This window comes from Terriglobus albidus, assembly GCF_025685425.1.
Taxonomy (GTDB): domain Bacteria; phylum Acidobacteriota; class Terriglobia; order Terriglobales; family Acidobacteriaceae; genus Terriglobus; species Terriglobus albidus.
The window spans coordinates 80,568-95,462 of sequence record NZ_JAGTAS010000032.1 but is presented as its reverse complement, the minus strand read 5'-3'; the positions used below and the strand labels follow the sequence as shown (position 1 = coordinate 95,462).

Sequence of the window (14,895 nt, the reverse complement as noted above, 5' to 3'; positions counted from 1 at the left end):
TGGTTGGGGTTGTCAGCGGGCTTGAACCCGCTGATAAAAGCGCTGAAGGCGCGCTCTATACCAGCCTGGGGCAACGCCCCTCCTGGCCATTGAAGGATAAAAGGACTGAAGGTCCACTCTATAATTCTGCAGCCAGGGTGGATTCGCACTAAAGCGAGAACGGGGGAGCCTGGATTTTGGTCCACGGTTTACGGTATCAAAGAGCTTGGGCCTTCTCTTTCCAGATGGAATTCTTCAACTACTTGCCATGAGAGTTATGGAGCGCGCCTTCAGCCCTCATACCTCTTAACTATCCGAACCTGGGGCGTTGCCCCAGGCTGGCATAGAACGCGCCTTCAGCGCTTATCGTGCCAGGCTAAAAGCCCACGGCTCCCACCGGTTCGAGCTTCTCTCGAATGTCTAACTCACGCTCTGGGTGAATGGTCATACGGTTTGAGGTCAATTGTCGATTCGCTCTGATCTGTGGTCATGAGTGACCAGCGTCACCGCAAAATCTATCCTCATTCCAGACCATAAGGGAAGGAGGGGTTCTCCGCCATGGCAACCACGATCGTCGATCCGGCCCACCTGGAGACAACACCCGTCTCATTCCGCCGAATACTGGTTGTAACCGACTTTTCGGCACAGGCACATCTTGCACTGGTGGATGCTGTACGTTTGGCCATGCTGTTCGCCGGGGAGATTTTTGTGCTTCATGCGTTACCCCCGATGGATGTGCGGTATGGCGATGTTCTCGGAATGGAAGCACGGCAGGCGTCTATGGCAGCGGCCCAGACGGCTATGGCGCGCGAAGCTGAGTCGATTCCCGATCTCGCTCGTGTTCCATGTATGACGCGCGTCGAAGAAGGGCCGCTCGATCTGCAGGTCGAACAGGTGGTGCGGTCGCATCATATCGATCTGGTTGTTGCAGGCTCGCGGGGAGCGCAGGGGCTGGATAAGCTGCTGTTCGGCTCCTCAGCGGAATCTCTCATCCGCCGGGCGCCATGCCCTGTGTTGATTGTTGGTCCCAACGCCAGGCGAATCGATTCACTGCAATCGATCATGTTCGCTGCGGATCTCGAGCTTGGGTCGCTGCGAGCCGCACAGTATGCCGCCGCCCTGGCAAAGACAATGCAGGCACCACTTACCGTGATGCATGTTGTTAATCGTGTCGGGCCGCCGCAGCGTGAGCTTCGCAAGGATTTAGAGGAGAGGTTGATGCATCTTATGCCGCGCGATGCCGCTATGTACTTCAAAGCACACATTCAAGTGGATCATGGCCAGGTCGCGCCCCGCCTTCTTCGGGCGGCAAACCTTGGCGGCATGGAGCTCATCGTAACTGGATGTCGGCATAATGGCGCCTTCGGAGATCACGCAGCCTGGCGCACACTGAGCAAGCTGATTCACGACGCGGAGTGTCCGGTCCTTGTCGTCAATGGACGTCTGGGAGAAAGGACCCCGGCGTAAAGGACGGTGACCTCCATCGAGATCTGTGACCTCCATCGAGATCTGTGATCTCCATTGAGATCTGTGATCTCCATCGAGGTCTGTGACCTCCATCGAGGTCTGTGACCTCCATCGAGGTCTGTGATCTCCATCGAGATCTGTGATCTCCATCACTGCCGCTGCCCGCATGTGGTGTAAGGCTCTCATTCTCAGGGAGAGAGAGGAGGAGACAATGCTGAAATGCGCGATTCCCGGGTGTGAGGCTGAGGAGAAGGTCCTGCAGTCTGGCACGTTACAAATTGTCGATACGGCCCAAGAAGAGCGGATGACAAAAAAGATGATCTGGTTCTGCAGTGCATGCACGCCGAAGTACGTTGTTCAGTCCTGGCGTCCTACTGGAGAACAGGTACAGCCTCGTAGAGAGATATCGGAATTCATGTTACCCGAAGAGATGCCATCACAGCGGGTTCCCTGGTACAGGCAGCCGGTTCCAGCACGCGACAGGCATAGCCACCCGGCGGTTGAAAACCGTCACTCACGGGACAGTACAACGAATGCTTTGGAAATAGCGCGGAGAGTCTGGAACTGCCGGCCAAGCGGTGATCGGTTACATCTTGAAAAAACCGCCGCTAATGCCCACCACAAAGGCCATTGAGATTTAGATCATTTTCCCTGCAGGTGTACCCAGAGGATCCGCATCAATGGGCGTTTTCCGCAATGAAAACGCCGCTGCACGCTTCTTCCGGGATACCCAGCAACAGGGAAATGCTCTAAACCGTCCCGCTCGTCGCATAGCGGCAAGCGGGATGGTTTGCTTGTCCCTTCCATCAGCATGCACAGAGTTGGCGAAGCTGGGCAGGCTGCAGAATCGTGAGCGAAATTCCTTTGATCGCAATGAGCTTCTCCTTGCGGAAACGGCTGAGAGTCCGGGTGACCGTCTCCCGCGTAGTAGCGGTCATGGAAGCCACCTCCTCATGCGTCAGAGGCATGGTGATGGTGGAAGCAGGCAGTGCCTGCCCGTTTTCAGCCCAGTCAAGGATGAGCCGCGCAACGCGACCTGCGGGGCTGTCAGGCAGGGCGATCCGCCTGATCTCCTGGAAAGCGGCGAGATAGTGCTGGGCAAGCATGCTGCTGGCGGCCATCGATGCATCGCTGAACTGTGTAAGCAGTTGCATCAGCAGCCGAGTCTGCAGGATTCTGATCTTGCAGGGCTCAACTGCCTCTGCACTCGCTTCATAAACGGTGCCATTGAGCGCTGCGCTGAGCCCAACAACGTCACCGGCGGCGGCAATCCGGAGGATAGCCGTCTTACCTTCGGCGGAGCTAGCCGCGATCTTCACGCGGCCGGAGCAAAGGATGTACACAGAATCGCTGGATGTTCCTTCGCGAAAAAGCACAGCCCCCCGGGGATACTCAACGGTCGTCGAATTCGCCTCCAGGAAGGAGCGCGCCTGGGAGCCTAGCTCACAAAATGGATGTTTTCCGGCATGAGGGCAGTTCTGGCACTTCGACATATCGTGCTCCTTCGTGTCTTGATTCCACCTTCCTTCTAGCAACTGTGATGCCAAACACAGCCCCTGGTGATCTCAAACACTTAGCTGCTCCCGCAGCTGTTTTGGACTGAGTCTTCCCACCTAGCCTGCGTCATTTGACGCAGGCGCCCCGGCCGCCATTGAATGGAGTACGATCACAGGGCCATGAGTGGTGTTATCCGGATAGTCATCATCGACGACAACATGAGCAGCCTCGAGCTGCTCAGTACCGCTCTGGAACGGGAAGGTCTGTCGATCCACACGGCGAATGATCCCAGAGAGGGGTTGGAGCTCATACGCTCGCTTCGCCCTCGTATGGTCATTACGGATTTGGTCATGCCAGGGATGACCGGGTTGGACGTCCTGCGTCAGGCGATGCACATCGATCCCACCATCGACGTGTTGCTGATGACAGCGCACTATACGACAGAGACGGCGGTGGAGGCCATCCGCAACGGCGCGGCTGACTATCTGCAAAAGCCGGTCAAGATCGCCGATCTGCGAGAGCGGGTCCGCCGCCTTCTGGAGGCTGCGGAAAAGCGTCGTCTCGCCGGAACCGCCGGCGACAATGAGAGCGATCTTCGCTTTGAGGGACTGCTCGCGAAGAGTGAAGCCATGTGGAACCTCTTCGCCACGGTGGAGAAGATTGCCCCTCATTTCCGGTCGCTGCTTCTCCAGGGCCCGACCGGCTCAGGAAAAGATCTGGTTGCACAGGCGCTGCATCAGCGGAGTGGTGTGAAGGGCAAGTTTGTTGTGCTCAACTGCTCGGCGGTCGTCGAGACTCTGTTCGAAAGCGAGCTGTTCGGCCACGTCCGCGGAGCCTTTACCGGCGCCGATCGCGATAAGGTAGGTCTCTTTCAATTGGCTGACGGCGGCACGCTCTTTCTGGATGAGGTCGGCGACATGCCGCTCAACACACAGGCCAAACTGCTACGCGCGATCCAGAACCAGGAGGTCATGCCGGTCGGATCGCTGACGCCGAAGCGTGTCAATGTCCGTATCGTCGCCGCAACCCATCGCAATCTGCGGCAGGCGGTACAGGAAGGAAGATTCAGAGAGGACCTTTATTACCGCTTGTCGATGGTTGAGCTTACGCTCCCGCCTCTTGCCGCGCGCAAAGAAGATATTGCTCTGTTGGCTATCGTCTTTCTTCGGAAGTTTGCCAAGGACTTCGGGAAGCCCATGGAAGGTATCTCGCAGCGGGCGCTTCGCGTCCTGGAGCGGTACGCCTGGCCGGGAAATGTCCGTGAGTTGGAACATGTGATCGGGCGCGCATGCATGCTTGCCGACAATACAACGATCGACGTGAACGATCTGCCTGCAAACATCATCGACGCCTGCAGTGAGGTCTTGGCCGGCGCCTCCGAATCGAGTGCATCCGTGCTTGAGAATCAGGAACGCATTGTCATGGAGCGCGTGTTGCGCGAGAGCAATTGGAACCAGTCAGAGGCGGCCCGCAAATTGGGTATCGGGCGAGACGCTCTCCGATACAAGATGAAAAAACATGGGCTCAGAGCCAGTCTCCTGAAGACATAGATCGCGTTTTCCGCAATGAAAACGCCGCTGCACTCCTCTTCCGGGATATCCAGGGTGTATCGACAAATTCCCAGATAGCCCAAACTCTGGGTGGATCTTCGAGCGAAGCTCGAATGGATGGGGACCCCGCTGCTCCCACCAGTTTCGGTCATGCTGTGTCAAATCAACCGAATTTGTCGATGCGCCCTGGCAACAGATAAATGCTCTAGGAGAATTGCTCCAGTGCTTCCCGCAAAACAGCCGGGCGGATCGGTTTGGAAAGCCATCCGGTAAAGCCGGCTTTTGCGAGATCGTCGGGAGCCAAGTCTCCAATCCCGGCGGTGAGTGCAAGAATGGGCGTTCTGTCAAAGTGCTGTATTCGTCGCAACGCCGAAACCACACCGTAGCCATCGATCTTCGGCATGCCGATGTCGAGAATCACGAAGCTTGGAATATGCTCAAGAGCCAGATCAATCGCCTCCTGCCCGTCACGGGCTTCGATGACTTCTACTCCTCGGCCTTCGAGGATACATCGAAGAAGCTCTCTTGCTCCGTCAGCATCGTCAGCGATCAGACATTTCAACCGGTTCACCCCAATCGAACCCTGGCAGGCCCGGATCAACGATAAGAATAGGATGCCTGGGAAACGGCAGCCGTGACCCGAATCACAGAGCCGAACGCGGTAAGGTGAAGGTAAACTCGCTTCCCGCACCTTTGGCGCTTGTCACCTCCAGGCGCCCACCGTGCATCATGACGATCTGACGGCTGATGGTCAGTCCCAGCCCAGTGCCCTCTTTCATGCCGCCCGTGGTAACGCCCGCCTGATAGAACTTGTCGAAGATCAGCTCCTGCTCCTCAGGCGCGATGCCGATTCCGGTATCCTGGACTGCGACACTGATCCAATCCTCTTCGATGGTCGCTTTGACCGTCACCGAGCCGCCGGATGGAGTGAACTTAATGGCGTTGCTCAAAAGGTTGAGGAGAACCTGGCGTACCCGCGTCAGGTCGGCAGAGGCGTATAAGTCGTCCTCGCTCTCGATACGAAGAACGATGCCTTTCTCCGTTGCCTGTCCGCGTACAGATTCCACCGTCTGCTGCAGCAGGTTGGGAATGTCGATCTCTGCAGTATGAAGGGAGAGTCCACCGGATTCGATCCGGCTCAGATCCAGCACATCGTTGATCAGCGCCAGCAGATGCTCCGAATCCCTCTGGATATGCTCTACGAACCGGAGCTGTTTCGTATTCAGGGCTCCGTTGCTCTCTTCTTTCAGAAGGTCGGTAAACCCGATGATTGTATGCAGCGGAGTCCGCAGCTCGTGGCTTACGCTTGCCATGAACTCGCTCTTCAGGCGATTCAGGCGCTCTGCCTCATGCTGCCGTGCCACTAACTCATTAAAGTAGCCCTCTTGCAGGGCCCGCAGTTGTTGTTCTGACTTGCGCCGTTCCGACACATCGCGGATGACAACAACAATCAGGACCTCCTGCGTGCTGCGGATTGGGCTCAGGCTGATCTCGACGGGAAACTCGGACCCATCCTTGCGCCGTGCGTTCAGGTCCAGTCCTTGTCCCATTGGGCGGGTTCTGCCGCTCCGTACAAACCTTGCGATATTGTCGGGGTGATTGCTCCGATACGACATCGGCACAAGAATGTCGACCGGCTGTCCGAGCAATTCCTCGCGTGTGTACCCAAAAAGAGTCTCTGATGTCTTATTGGCAATAACGATGTGGCCAGCTTGATTCACTTCGAGGATCGCGTCAGGCGCCTCCTCGATCATTTCCCTGAACTTGCGTTCGGCGAGCACCTCAGCCTGGGAGCGCGCAATCTGCTCCTCGGCCAATCTGCGCTCGGTAATGTTCCTGGCAATCTCGGCAATGCCTACAATCTTCCCGTCAGCATCTTCAACGGGAAACATACTCAGAGAGACAAAGACCTGTGAACCGTCCTTATGTTTCCGCGCTGTCTCGAATCCATCGATACGCTCACCGTTCCGGACGATGCCGAGCAGTTCATGCATCCTGTCTTCTTTGTCGGGCCATGCAAGAAAGAGGATCGGCTTACCGATCGCCTCGTCCGCCGAATATCCAAACATCTCTGTTGCGGCACGATTCCAGCTTGTAAGGGTGCCGTCCAGAGATTCACCCATAATCGCTGCATCGGACGAGTCGACAATTGCGGCAAGCCACCGCTCAGGGTTCGTCCAGTTCGCGGGCGCGGGGGAATCGCCACCTTTGGGAGTCTTTTCCACGCCCTAGTGTAACTCCGGGTTTTTGGGGTGACGCGGCGACAACAGCGTGACTCGCTGCTGTGACAGCTATCACTGAACCATGGCAGCAAAAGTCGCTACGCTCCTGTATGCAGGGAGGATTCCGCGATGCGTACGGTGCAGCTCGGAACGATCGCCATCCCCACGGATTTTTCGAAGGCTTCGAAGTTGGCCCTCGGATTTGCGCATAGCCTGGCCCAGCAATACGGCTTTGATCTAAGCCTGATCCACATCTTTCCTTATATGGTCCACCATCGTTACGCAGCTCCGGTCGACTGGATGATTTCGGACCTGCGTTCTCGAAGCCGACGCAGGCTCATGACAGCAAAGGCAAAGGTGCTTACAACCGGCACCCGCATCCGCTGTTCGATGCTCGATAGTGTTGGAGATATCCCTGGGCAGATCATCAACACCGCCGTTTCCGAAGGTGCGTCACTCATAGTGATGGGCACCCATTCACGAGACGGAGTGGAGCGGTTCCTCGTAGGGTCTACAGCGGAGGAAGCGCTGCGCCACGCCGTCCTGCCGGTGATCGTAGTCGGCCCACACGTCAAGGACTATAGCCGCCGTAAGATCCAAACCCTGGTCTACGCCACCGATCTGAGCGCACGCTCATTAGGCGTTCTCCGGATCCTGCCGCTGCTGATGGCCGGGGATACCAGGCTCTCAGTCGTTCATGTCAGGGAAGATCAGGCGCACGCGCCGGCCTCAGCGGGCTGGGAGGTCTCCGTTCGTAATAGCCTGGCGGGTGTTCTTCCTGTCGACGTCCTGGAGAGCCGAGTGGACTTCAAGACTCTGGAAGGCGATGATCCTGCTCGGGCGGTAGAGCAGCATCTTAAGCTGGTTCACGCAGATCTCCTGCTGATCGGCGTTCATAAGGGCCGGGGAATGACGACTCACATGTCTCCGCGAACAGGATTCCGCATGATTATGGCTGCTCGATGCGCAGTGCTTTCTATTTGCGAGTGAGGGCCGATATTGGCGTCGTCACAGCTAGGAAAGAATGCGACGGTACTTTCGATGAGACCGAGAATCAGTCTGGCCCATACACTGGGATGCTTTGGCTGTTTGCGCCGTTTTCCTGCGAAGACAACGGACCGGATCGCGCCGCAGCGAAGCGCGCAATGAGCGCAATGATGACAATGCGGAGATCGATATTGCCGCAATTGATGCCGCGCGCGCGAAGCGATGGCGGACCGTCCATCTCAGGACGGAGCCCGACTACGATGAAAGTAGCTGAGTGAAGAGAGGAGCCGGATGACGCTACAGGAGCAGTTTGGGCAGATCGATATCTACCTGTTCGATCAGATCCTACGAGGGAATATTTCTCCCGGGATGCGGGTGGTGGACGCGGGGTGCGGCGGCGGGCGGAATATTCGCTATCTGCTGCGCGAGGGGTATGAAGTGTTTGGCGTGGATATAAGCGCCGAAGCAGTAGCGGAGGTGCGGCAGATGGTAAGTGAGCTGGCGCCGGGACTGCCGGTTGAGAACTTCCAGGTGGCGGGCGTCGAGGAGATGCCGTTCGCGGATGAGTTTGCGGACGTGGTGGTGTGCAACTCGGTGCTGCACTTTGCGCAGGATGAGGCGCAACTGGAGGCGATGGTGCGAGGGCTGTGGCGTGTGCTGCGGCCGGGTGGGATGTTGTTCTGCAGGTTGGCGTCGACGATTGGAGCGGTGCAAGGGATAGCGTTTGAGGCGTTGGGAGGGCGGCGGTTCAAGATGTCGCATGGGGTGGAATGGCTGCTGGTGGATGAACCGCTGTTGATGGAACTAACGCGTGGTCTCGATGGGGAGCTGGTGGACCCACTGAAGACGACCGTGGTGCAGGGGCAGCGATGCATGACGACGTGGGTGGTGAAGAAGAAGGCGCGGTCGGGAAGGACGGGTCGGATGTTTGTCAGCTCGGGCATGCCAGGGCGAAGGTGCTAGTGTGGTGAGTCTCCCGGTGCGCTTGCCCATCATGGACTAGCTAATTGCGGTTTACCGAGTGAGCAAACATTACCGCCGGCCCAGCAAGAGTGTGAGTGCCTGCCACCAGCCCCATTGCGACGCATAGTTAGCACCCACAGCCGCGAAAGCTGTGCACACCAGAGCGATGGGATAAGGCGGGTATACTCTTTTGGCTTTGCGCCAGTCGTCCAAAATCAGCAGCACGAAGATGAAGCACATCAGACCCATGCCGATGTTTACGTTCGCACGAAAGCTGTGCCGGAAGATAGGCAGGATAGGCATGGCCCGGACCAGTGCCGGCGGCATCATCGTTAACACGGTACTGCTGATCCACCGCGCATGCCGATGAACATCGCGACTGCTATAGATCGCCATGCCGACAAAGAGCGGGATATCGATCAACGAGTTCACGTCGAGAAACGCGAGGTGATCCACGATGAATGGCGGTAGCTCCGTACTGCGGAACATGCCACGAATCATCAGCAAGCCGGCGACGACAATTGCCGGGACCAGTAGGAATGCACCCCAGCGGCCCAGCGTGCGATGGAGTTTCAGTCGGCCACGCTGATACAAAACAGGCTGCACAATGAGCAGGGCGATCCATCCGCCCATCAGCGCGCCGTGAATGTGGTGCAGCAGCGGCTGCGTCCGGATGACTGCGAAATAGCTTCGGGAGAATCCGATCCATGTAAGGATGATGGCCAGCAGAAAATACCACTGCGCATGTGGGTATACAACGCCGGGCCGTGTTTTGGGAGAAGAGAGTACTGCGGTTGTCACGGTTGGCTCCTACATCGTACAGGTGTCGGAAGTCCCATCCATTGTGGTGGTGCAGGATAGCTAAAGCAAGGAAAAAGCGCCGCGAGTCGCTCGAGGTTTCGACCGCCTTTCAGTTGCTCCCGATTGCCCGCAAAGAAAAACCGGGCTGCATAAGAGCAGCCCGGCTGGAGGCAGCATGAGGCGCTTCAAGGTTAGAAGTTGAGTTTGAGAGCGAACTGGTACAGCCTCGGCGTGTAGTTCGGATCGGTTGCAGTTACGGTGCCGAAGGCGGAGTTGCCCATCTTCACATTGCCGCTGCCCTGGCCGACGATCCAGCTCGGTGTGTTGGAGATGTTGAAAGCCTCAGCGCGGAACTGCACCTTCGCCCGTTCTGTCAGGAAGAAGTCCTTGAACAGTGACAGATCGACGTGCCGGAAGTTCGGCCCGGAGAGCGAGTTCCGCTGTGCCGTACCGATAGTGCCAAGCGGCTGGGGAGCAAATGCTGCCGTGTTGAACCAGTGCTGGAAGGTCCGGTCAACGGCATGCGGATCACCAACCTGGTTAGGACGATCTCCTCCACCATTGTTGATGGGCGTCGCACGGTTGCCGTAGCCGCCGGCGGCACTGTCGTTCAGAATGGAGAACGGTTTGCCCGTCTGCCAGATCGTAATGGTATTCATCTGCCAGCCGCCAAATGTAAACCGCTCAAGCGAGTTGCTGAAGGTGTGGCCCGCCGCGAACTGGTAGTTCAACGAGAGGGCAAAGCGGTTCTGAATGTTATTCTCCGCAATGCCGTAGTCGATCTGCCGGATGCGTGTCGGATCTGCGTTGTAAGCTCCCTGTGCGCCTTCCTGGCTGAATCCGGTTACGTCGCTCAGGCCCTTTGCCCAGGTGTAGTTTGCATCGAAGGCCAGCCCTTTCACAAAGCGCCGCTGGAAGCTGGTCTGCAATGCGTTGTAGTTGGAGATACCTTCGCTTACCAGCCAGTTGACTCCTGCGAGGTTTGGCAGGACGCCGCTGAGAGGGCGCGCGCTGGAGACTCCGCCGCTGACGCTGTTTCCCGGTCGCGGCACATTGATGTCGTTGATGGTCTGTGGCAGATGCTGAGCGACGTTTCCCACATAGCCGACGGTCAATACATTGGCGCCGAACTGCTGCTGCACCTGCAGGTTGAACTGCTGAATCATCGCCGACCGGAAGTTCGGAGATTCGGCGACGAAGCTCAAACCGGTACTGTTGATCGTCTGCGGCTGCGGTAGAGGAAGGCCCTGGCTGAAGCTGGTGTAGGCGCCAGAGATCGTGGCGCAGTCCGGGTTGCTGGCGCTTGCCGGAGCCCCGTTCCTGGTGGTCTGAATCTGGAAGGCCACACTCGAGATGCAGTTTGGAGAATATACGGAGACGAAGGGAGCATTCTTCAGATCGGCGTTGGAGGTGTAGTTGCCCGGGAAGAAGCTCAAACCATAACCGCCACGTAGTACTGTCTGGGGCTGCAGTGACCAGGAAAAGCCAACGCGCGGAGCCACATTGCTATAGTCGGTGCTGATGCTGGCATGCCCGTCCACACCATTCTGGTTTGCCACCTTCAATGCCTGTCCAATGTTGCTGGTGTTCAGCGTGAGCGCCTGGTTGAAATCAAAGTTCGAGATGTGGCCATGGGCCTCCGTGAAGGGCGTGAACACGTCGTAACGCACGCCATAGAGCAAGGTGAACCTCGGTGTCAGCTTCCACGAGTCCTGCACGAAGAAGTTCGGTTCGTAGGTCCGATAGTCCGGCGTGTTGAGGTTGTAATTGCGGCTTGATGAGCTAAATGCACCTACGAGTGAGCTCGCCAGGTTGTTATCCTGGCGCTGTTTTGCGGAGGCTGTCGCGTTGCATGACCCGGTTGCCGCGTTATATCCAGTGCCGGGGACGCAGTTGTCTGTGTTCAGGCCAAAGCCATACTGGCCGGCAGGAAAGGCGCTTTGCAGGTTACGTGCCTGTCGGCGGATAAAACTCGCACCGAACTTGATGTTGTGGTTTCCCTTGTTCCAGTTTACGTTTGCCGCATACTGGAAGGTGTTGTCGATGTCCTGCAGCGGCACATAGGCGCCGTCGCCGATGTCACTGAACGGGCCAAAGCTGATCGGTGTCAATACATTGGCGTTCTGTGTGAAGTTCATATTTGAGCCGAAGCCAACCGTCGTATCCGCATTCTTGCCGTAGTTCAGCGGCAGTGACAGGTTATTGATGCGGGTGAAGCCGGCCTTCAGATCGATCAGCAGATTCTGCGTGAAGATGTGCGTGTAGTCGAAGGCGTACTGCTGCGCTCCGTTCTTCGCCGGCCCTGCAAAGATGTAGCGGCCTCCTGAGATCTCAAGACCATTTACGACGCCGAGGGCCGGTGGAACGGTCGAGTCCACATGGTTGTAGGTGTAGCGGCCATAGAACAGGTTGCTCGCGTTAAAGCGGTGGTCGATACGAACGTCGAAGACATGGCTGTACTGCGTTTTGCTCGGGCTGATGACATAGTTATTCGTCAGGCTGGAGTTGGTCGGGGCGGGGAAGAGCTTAAGGTAGTTCAGCGCAATGGGATTAATAGGCAGGCCTGCGGTGCCATTTCCGGCCGCCACCATGGCCTGCGGCGAACCTCCGCCGATGCTGTTGATGTTGTTGTATTCGTCAATCGTCGGTACGGTGCTCTGATAGGTGACACCGGTTACCTGCCGGAAGCCCTCGTAGTCGCCGAAGAAGAAGGTGCGGTCTCTCCAGATTGGCCCGCCGATGGATCCGCCGAACTGATTCTGCCGCAGCTCGGGCTTCTTGCCGGAGGTCTGCAGCACCTGCCGCGCGTCGAAGATATCGTTGCGGAAGTACTCGTATGCGGTTCCATGGAACTGGTTCGATCCGCTGCGGGTCACGATATTCACGACACCGCCGGCGGTGCGTCCAGCCTCAGGGGCGTAGCTGTTCGTCTGGACGCTGATCTCCTGAATGCCTTCGACATTGGGACGAACGCCGCTGGTGCCGATAATGCGTTCGTTGTTATCGAAACCGTCAATGATGAAGTTGTTAAGGGTATCGTCCTGTCCGTTGACCGAGAAGGAGCTCGACTGCCGGCGATCGTCCGGACGCCCTCCGCTGGTCAGACCGTTACCTGGTCCCTCATTTGCGCCAGGAACAATCTGGATAAGCTGGACATAGTTGCGGCCATTCAACGGCAGATCCTGGACGCTCTGCGCTGTCACCGTGGAACTGACGGTGGCGCTCTCGCTCTGCAGGAGCGGTGTCTGGGCTTCGATACTTACCGTCTCGTTGACGTCGCCGAGTTGTAGATGGACGTCATTGCGGGCGCGATCTCCGGCCTCGACGGCGAGGTCTGGAGTGTTGAAAGCCTTGAAGCCCTGAACGGTAACCTTGATGCTGTAATGTCCCGGCTGCAGCAGGGGGAAGGTATAGTTGCCGCTGTCATCTGTGGTGACAACGCGCGTGACATTGGTGGCAATATTTCTCAGCTCCACCCTTGCGTTTGCCACCACGGCGCCGGTCGGTTCCGTGACCGTTCCCAGAATATCCGCCGTGGTTAATTGAGCGTGTATCGACCCGGCGCCGCACAGGAACAGGATCACAACTGCTGCGAGCTTCAGGGTTCGCAGTACCCATCGATGGCCTACCTCAAGAAAATGCACTCTCTGCTTCATGGTCGTTCCCTCTGTTGTTTGTGTTTTTTGGAGGATTCGTGCCCAGCGAAACTTCGCGCGCGCGGCACAGGTGTACTTCTACGACCAGCGGAGTCTAGGTGCCGCATGTCATCACATTTCAGGTCTAACGGGTATACACGGGGTAAGCCATGATTTTGCTTGCAGATGCGAAGAGGTAAGGAGGAGGTAAAGACGGGTAAAGAGGCAGGTTGCGGAAGCTGGTTATAACGGCCTATTCTTCTGTAACCATTGGGGAAGGCCAAATGTTACCGAGCACTCCTGAGTCGCAAACGCTCGTACCGTTCTCATCGGAAGATAAAGAAAAGATCCGGGCACAGATGGAGCGCCTGCTCCACTCCACTCACTTCAGAAACAGCAAGCGATACCCTACGCTGTTGCGCTACATGGTGGAAGAAACGCTCGAAGGACGAGGGGCGCACTTGAAGGAACGAACCCTTGGGATCGAGGTCTTTGGCCGGCCGGCAGACTACGATACTGCCTCCGATCCTGTCGTTCGTGTGACCGTCGCGGAGATTCGTAAGCGTATCGCGCAGTACTATCATGAATCGTCTCATGCCTCAGAGCTCCGCATCGAGCTCAACATCGGGTCCTATGTTCCCGAGTTCTTTCCAGGACGGGATGCCGAGCCGGTCTTAGTGCACGATCGAGCTACCGCCCATGGGCCGCTTCTTGTTGCTGCTACCACGACTGATATTGCAGATAACAGCGCACACGTAGCCCCTCCGGCGAAGATGTCTCGCTTCTCCCGCCGTCTGGCCTGGACTGCCGCCGCAGCGCTTCTTCTTGTGGTTGGTGTCACTGGTGGATTTCTCTGGCGCAGCTTCACACCCACACCGATGGATCGGCTATGGTCTCCATTCTTTGCCACGCCTGGACCTATTACTTTCTGTCTACCGATCTCGGCAAAAAAACACTGGCCGGGGAATGCTGCTACGACACCCGAGGCCATCGCGCACGCGTTGGATCTGGAAGACAAAAAGCTGCTCTCTTCCGGAACCTTCTTTGATCATGAAACGTTGGGAGAGAATGTCGTCTACTCAGATGTCCTTGCCATGATGAGGCTGGAATCCGTCGTGGGGCATCAGAACCGGCCGGTCCGCGTTCGCCTGAATCTCGGAACCAACCTCAACGAACTCCGTGAGGGGCCGACGGTCTTTCTCGGTGGACTCGACAATCAGTGGACCCTCAAGCTGATCGAACCGCTGCGATACCAGTTCGGCGGAAGCGATGTGGACTCCTTTTATATCCGCGATAGCAAAGATCCGGGAAATCGCCAATGGAGCCTGCATCTGCAGGACAAGATGGCCACGGTCAATCGCGACTACGCCATCATCGCCCGCATTCATAGCCAGGTACTCGGGCAGGTGATCGTGATTGCCGCGGGTATCGGCATGAGTGGAACAGCCGCGGCAGGTGAGTTTCTCTCGAACCCGAACCAGGTTGCCGAGCTCGAGCGGCGCATCGGCGCAGACAATAGCGATCATGACTTTGAAGCAGTGCTTACGACCGACGTTGACAACGGCATTGCGGGGCCGGCTCGTATCGTAGCCCTGGATGTTCGTTAGCTTGAGCGAAGCTCGAATACGGTGGGAGCCGTGGGCTTCAGCCCACGCTATAAATACGGAGTTTAGAAAGAGAGGGCTTTTAGCCCTGGGCCGTTGGTTCAATAAACGACAAAGCCCAGGGCTGAAGCCCATCATTCAATAAGCGTAAATTCAGCGGGCTGAAGCCGCTGCTCCCACCCGTTTTTGA

The 14,895-nt window shown here is 57.3% G+C and carries 10 protein-coding genes; 5 read left to right on the top strand and 5 right to left on the bottom strand.

What is annotated here, in order from left to right; all coding sequences use genetic code 11:
- The first annotated feature begins 537 nt into the window (after nt 1-537).
- A complete protein-coding gene (locus tag OHL21_RS06510) occupies nt 538-1,446 on the top strand; it encodes a universal stress protein (protein ID WP_263416442.1) in 909 nt (302 codons plus the stop codon).
- A gap of 806 nt (nt 1,447-2,252) precedes the next feature.
- On the opposite strand, the gene OHL21_RS06505 is transcribed toward OHL21_RS06510, so the two are convergent.
- Nucleotides 2,253-2,939 carry a Crp/Fnr family transcriptional regulator gene (locus tag OHL21_RS06505; RefSeq protein WP_263416441.1) on the bottom strand — a complete coding sequence of 229 codons (687 nt, stop codon included), beginning with the start codon at nt 2,937-2,939 and terminating at the stop codon, nt 2,253-2,255.
- Between the two features lie 183 nt (nt 2,940-3,122).
- On the opposite strand from OHL21_RS06505, the gene OHL21_RS06500 reads away from it, so the two are divergent.
- Complete coding sequence (locus OHL21_RS06500) at nt 3,123-4,493, top strand: sigma-54-dependent transcriptional regulator (protein WP_263416440.1); 1,371 nt, start codon at nt 3,123-3,125, stop codon at nt 4,491-4,493.
- 205 nt (nt 4,494-4,698) lie between these two features.
- Here the strand turns inward: OHL21_RS06500 and OHL21_RS06495 are convergent, their stop codons facing one another.
- Together OHL21_RS06495 and OHL21_RS06490 are read right to left on the bottom strand one after the other, a co-directional pair.
- A complete protein-coding gene (locus OHL21_RS06495) occupies nt 4,699-5,064 on the bottom strand; it encodes a response regulator (protein WP_263416439.1) in 366 nt (121 codons plus the stop codon).
- A 73-nt stretch (nt 5,065-5,137) separates the two neighbouring features.
- Entirely contained in the window at nt 5,138-6,718 is a 1,581-nt protein-coding gene (locus OHL21_RS06490; RefSeq protein WP_263416438.1) for a sensor histidine kinase, read from the bottom strand.
- A 126-nt stretch (nt 6,719-6,844) separates the two neighbouring features.
- Here OHL21_RS06490 and OHL21_RS06485 point away from each other — a divergent pair, with 126 nt between their 5' ends.
- Both OHL21_RS06485 and OHL21_RS06480 read left to right on the top strand, forming a co-directional pair.
- Complete coding sequence (locus tag OHL21_RS06485; RefSeq protein WP_263416437.1) at nt 6,845-7,705, top strand: universal stress protein; 861 nt, start codon at nt 6,845-6,847, stop codon at nt 7,703-7,705.
- A gap of 288 nt (nt 7,706-7,993) precedes the next feature.
- Entirely contained in the window at nt 7,994-8,665 is a 672-nt protein-coding gene (locus OHL21_RS06480) for a class I SAM-dependent methyltransferase (protein ID WP_263416436.1), read from the top strand.
- Between the two features lie 69 nt (nt 8,666-8,734).
- On the opposite strand, the gene OHL21_RS06475 is transcribed toward OHL21_RS06480, so the two are convergent.
- A complete protein-coding gene (locus OHL21_RS06475) occupies nt 8,735-9,466 on the bottom strand; it encodes a hypothetical protein (RefSeq protein WP_263416435.1) in 732 nt (243 codons plus the stop codon).
- A gap of 191 nt (nt 9,467-9,657) precedes the next feature.
- The gene (locus tag OHL21_RS06470; protein ID WP_263416434.1) at nt 9,658-13,122 is read right to left on the bottom strand and encodes a TonB-dependent receptor; all 3,465 of its coding nucleotides are present in this window, start codon (nt 13,120-13,122) and stop codon (nt 9,658-9,660) included.
- A 263-nt stretch (nt 13,123-13,385) separates the two neighbouring features.
- On the opposite strand from OHL21_RS06470, the gene OHL21_RS06465 reads away from it, so the two are divergent.
- Nucleotides 13,386-14,708, top strand: coding sequence for a hypothetical protein (locus OHL21_RS06465; protein WP_263416433.1), 1,323 nt, complete (start codon nt 13,386-13,388; stop codon nt 14,706-14,708).
- The last annotated feature ends 187 nt before the right edge of the window (nt 14,709-14,895 follow it).

Excerpts from the sequence above, each read along its gene's own strand:
- OHL21_RS06465 (WP_263416433.1), top strand. The coding sequence starts at position 13,386 with ATGTTACCGAGCACTCCTGAGTCGCAAACGCTCGTACCGTTCTCATCG.
- OHL21_RS06500 (WP_263416440.1), top strand. The coding sequence starts at position 3,123 with ATGAGTGGTGTTATCCGGATAGTCATCATCGACGACAACATGAGCAGC.
- OHL21_RS06505 (WP_263416441.1), bottom strand. The coding sequence starts at position 2,939 with ATGTCGAAGTGCCAGAACTGCCCTCATGCCGGAAAACATCCATTTTGT.
- OHL21_RS06485 (WP_263416437.1), top strand. The coding sequence starts at position 6,845 with ATGCGTACGGTGCAGCTCGGAACGATCGCCATCCCCACGGATTTTTCG.
- OHL21_RS06480 (WP_263416436.1), top strand. The coding sequence starts at position 7,994 with ATGACGCTACAGGAGCAGTTTGGGCAGATCGATATCTACCTGTTCGAT.
- OHL21_RS06510 (WP_263416442.1), top strand. The coding sequence starts at position 538 with ATGGCAACCACGATCGTCGATCCGGCCCACCTGGAGACAACACCCGTC.
- OHL21_RS06470 (WP_263416434.1), bottom strand. The coding sequence starts at position 13,122 with ATGAAGCAGAGAGTGCATTTTCTTGAGGTAGGCCATCGATGGGTACTG.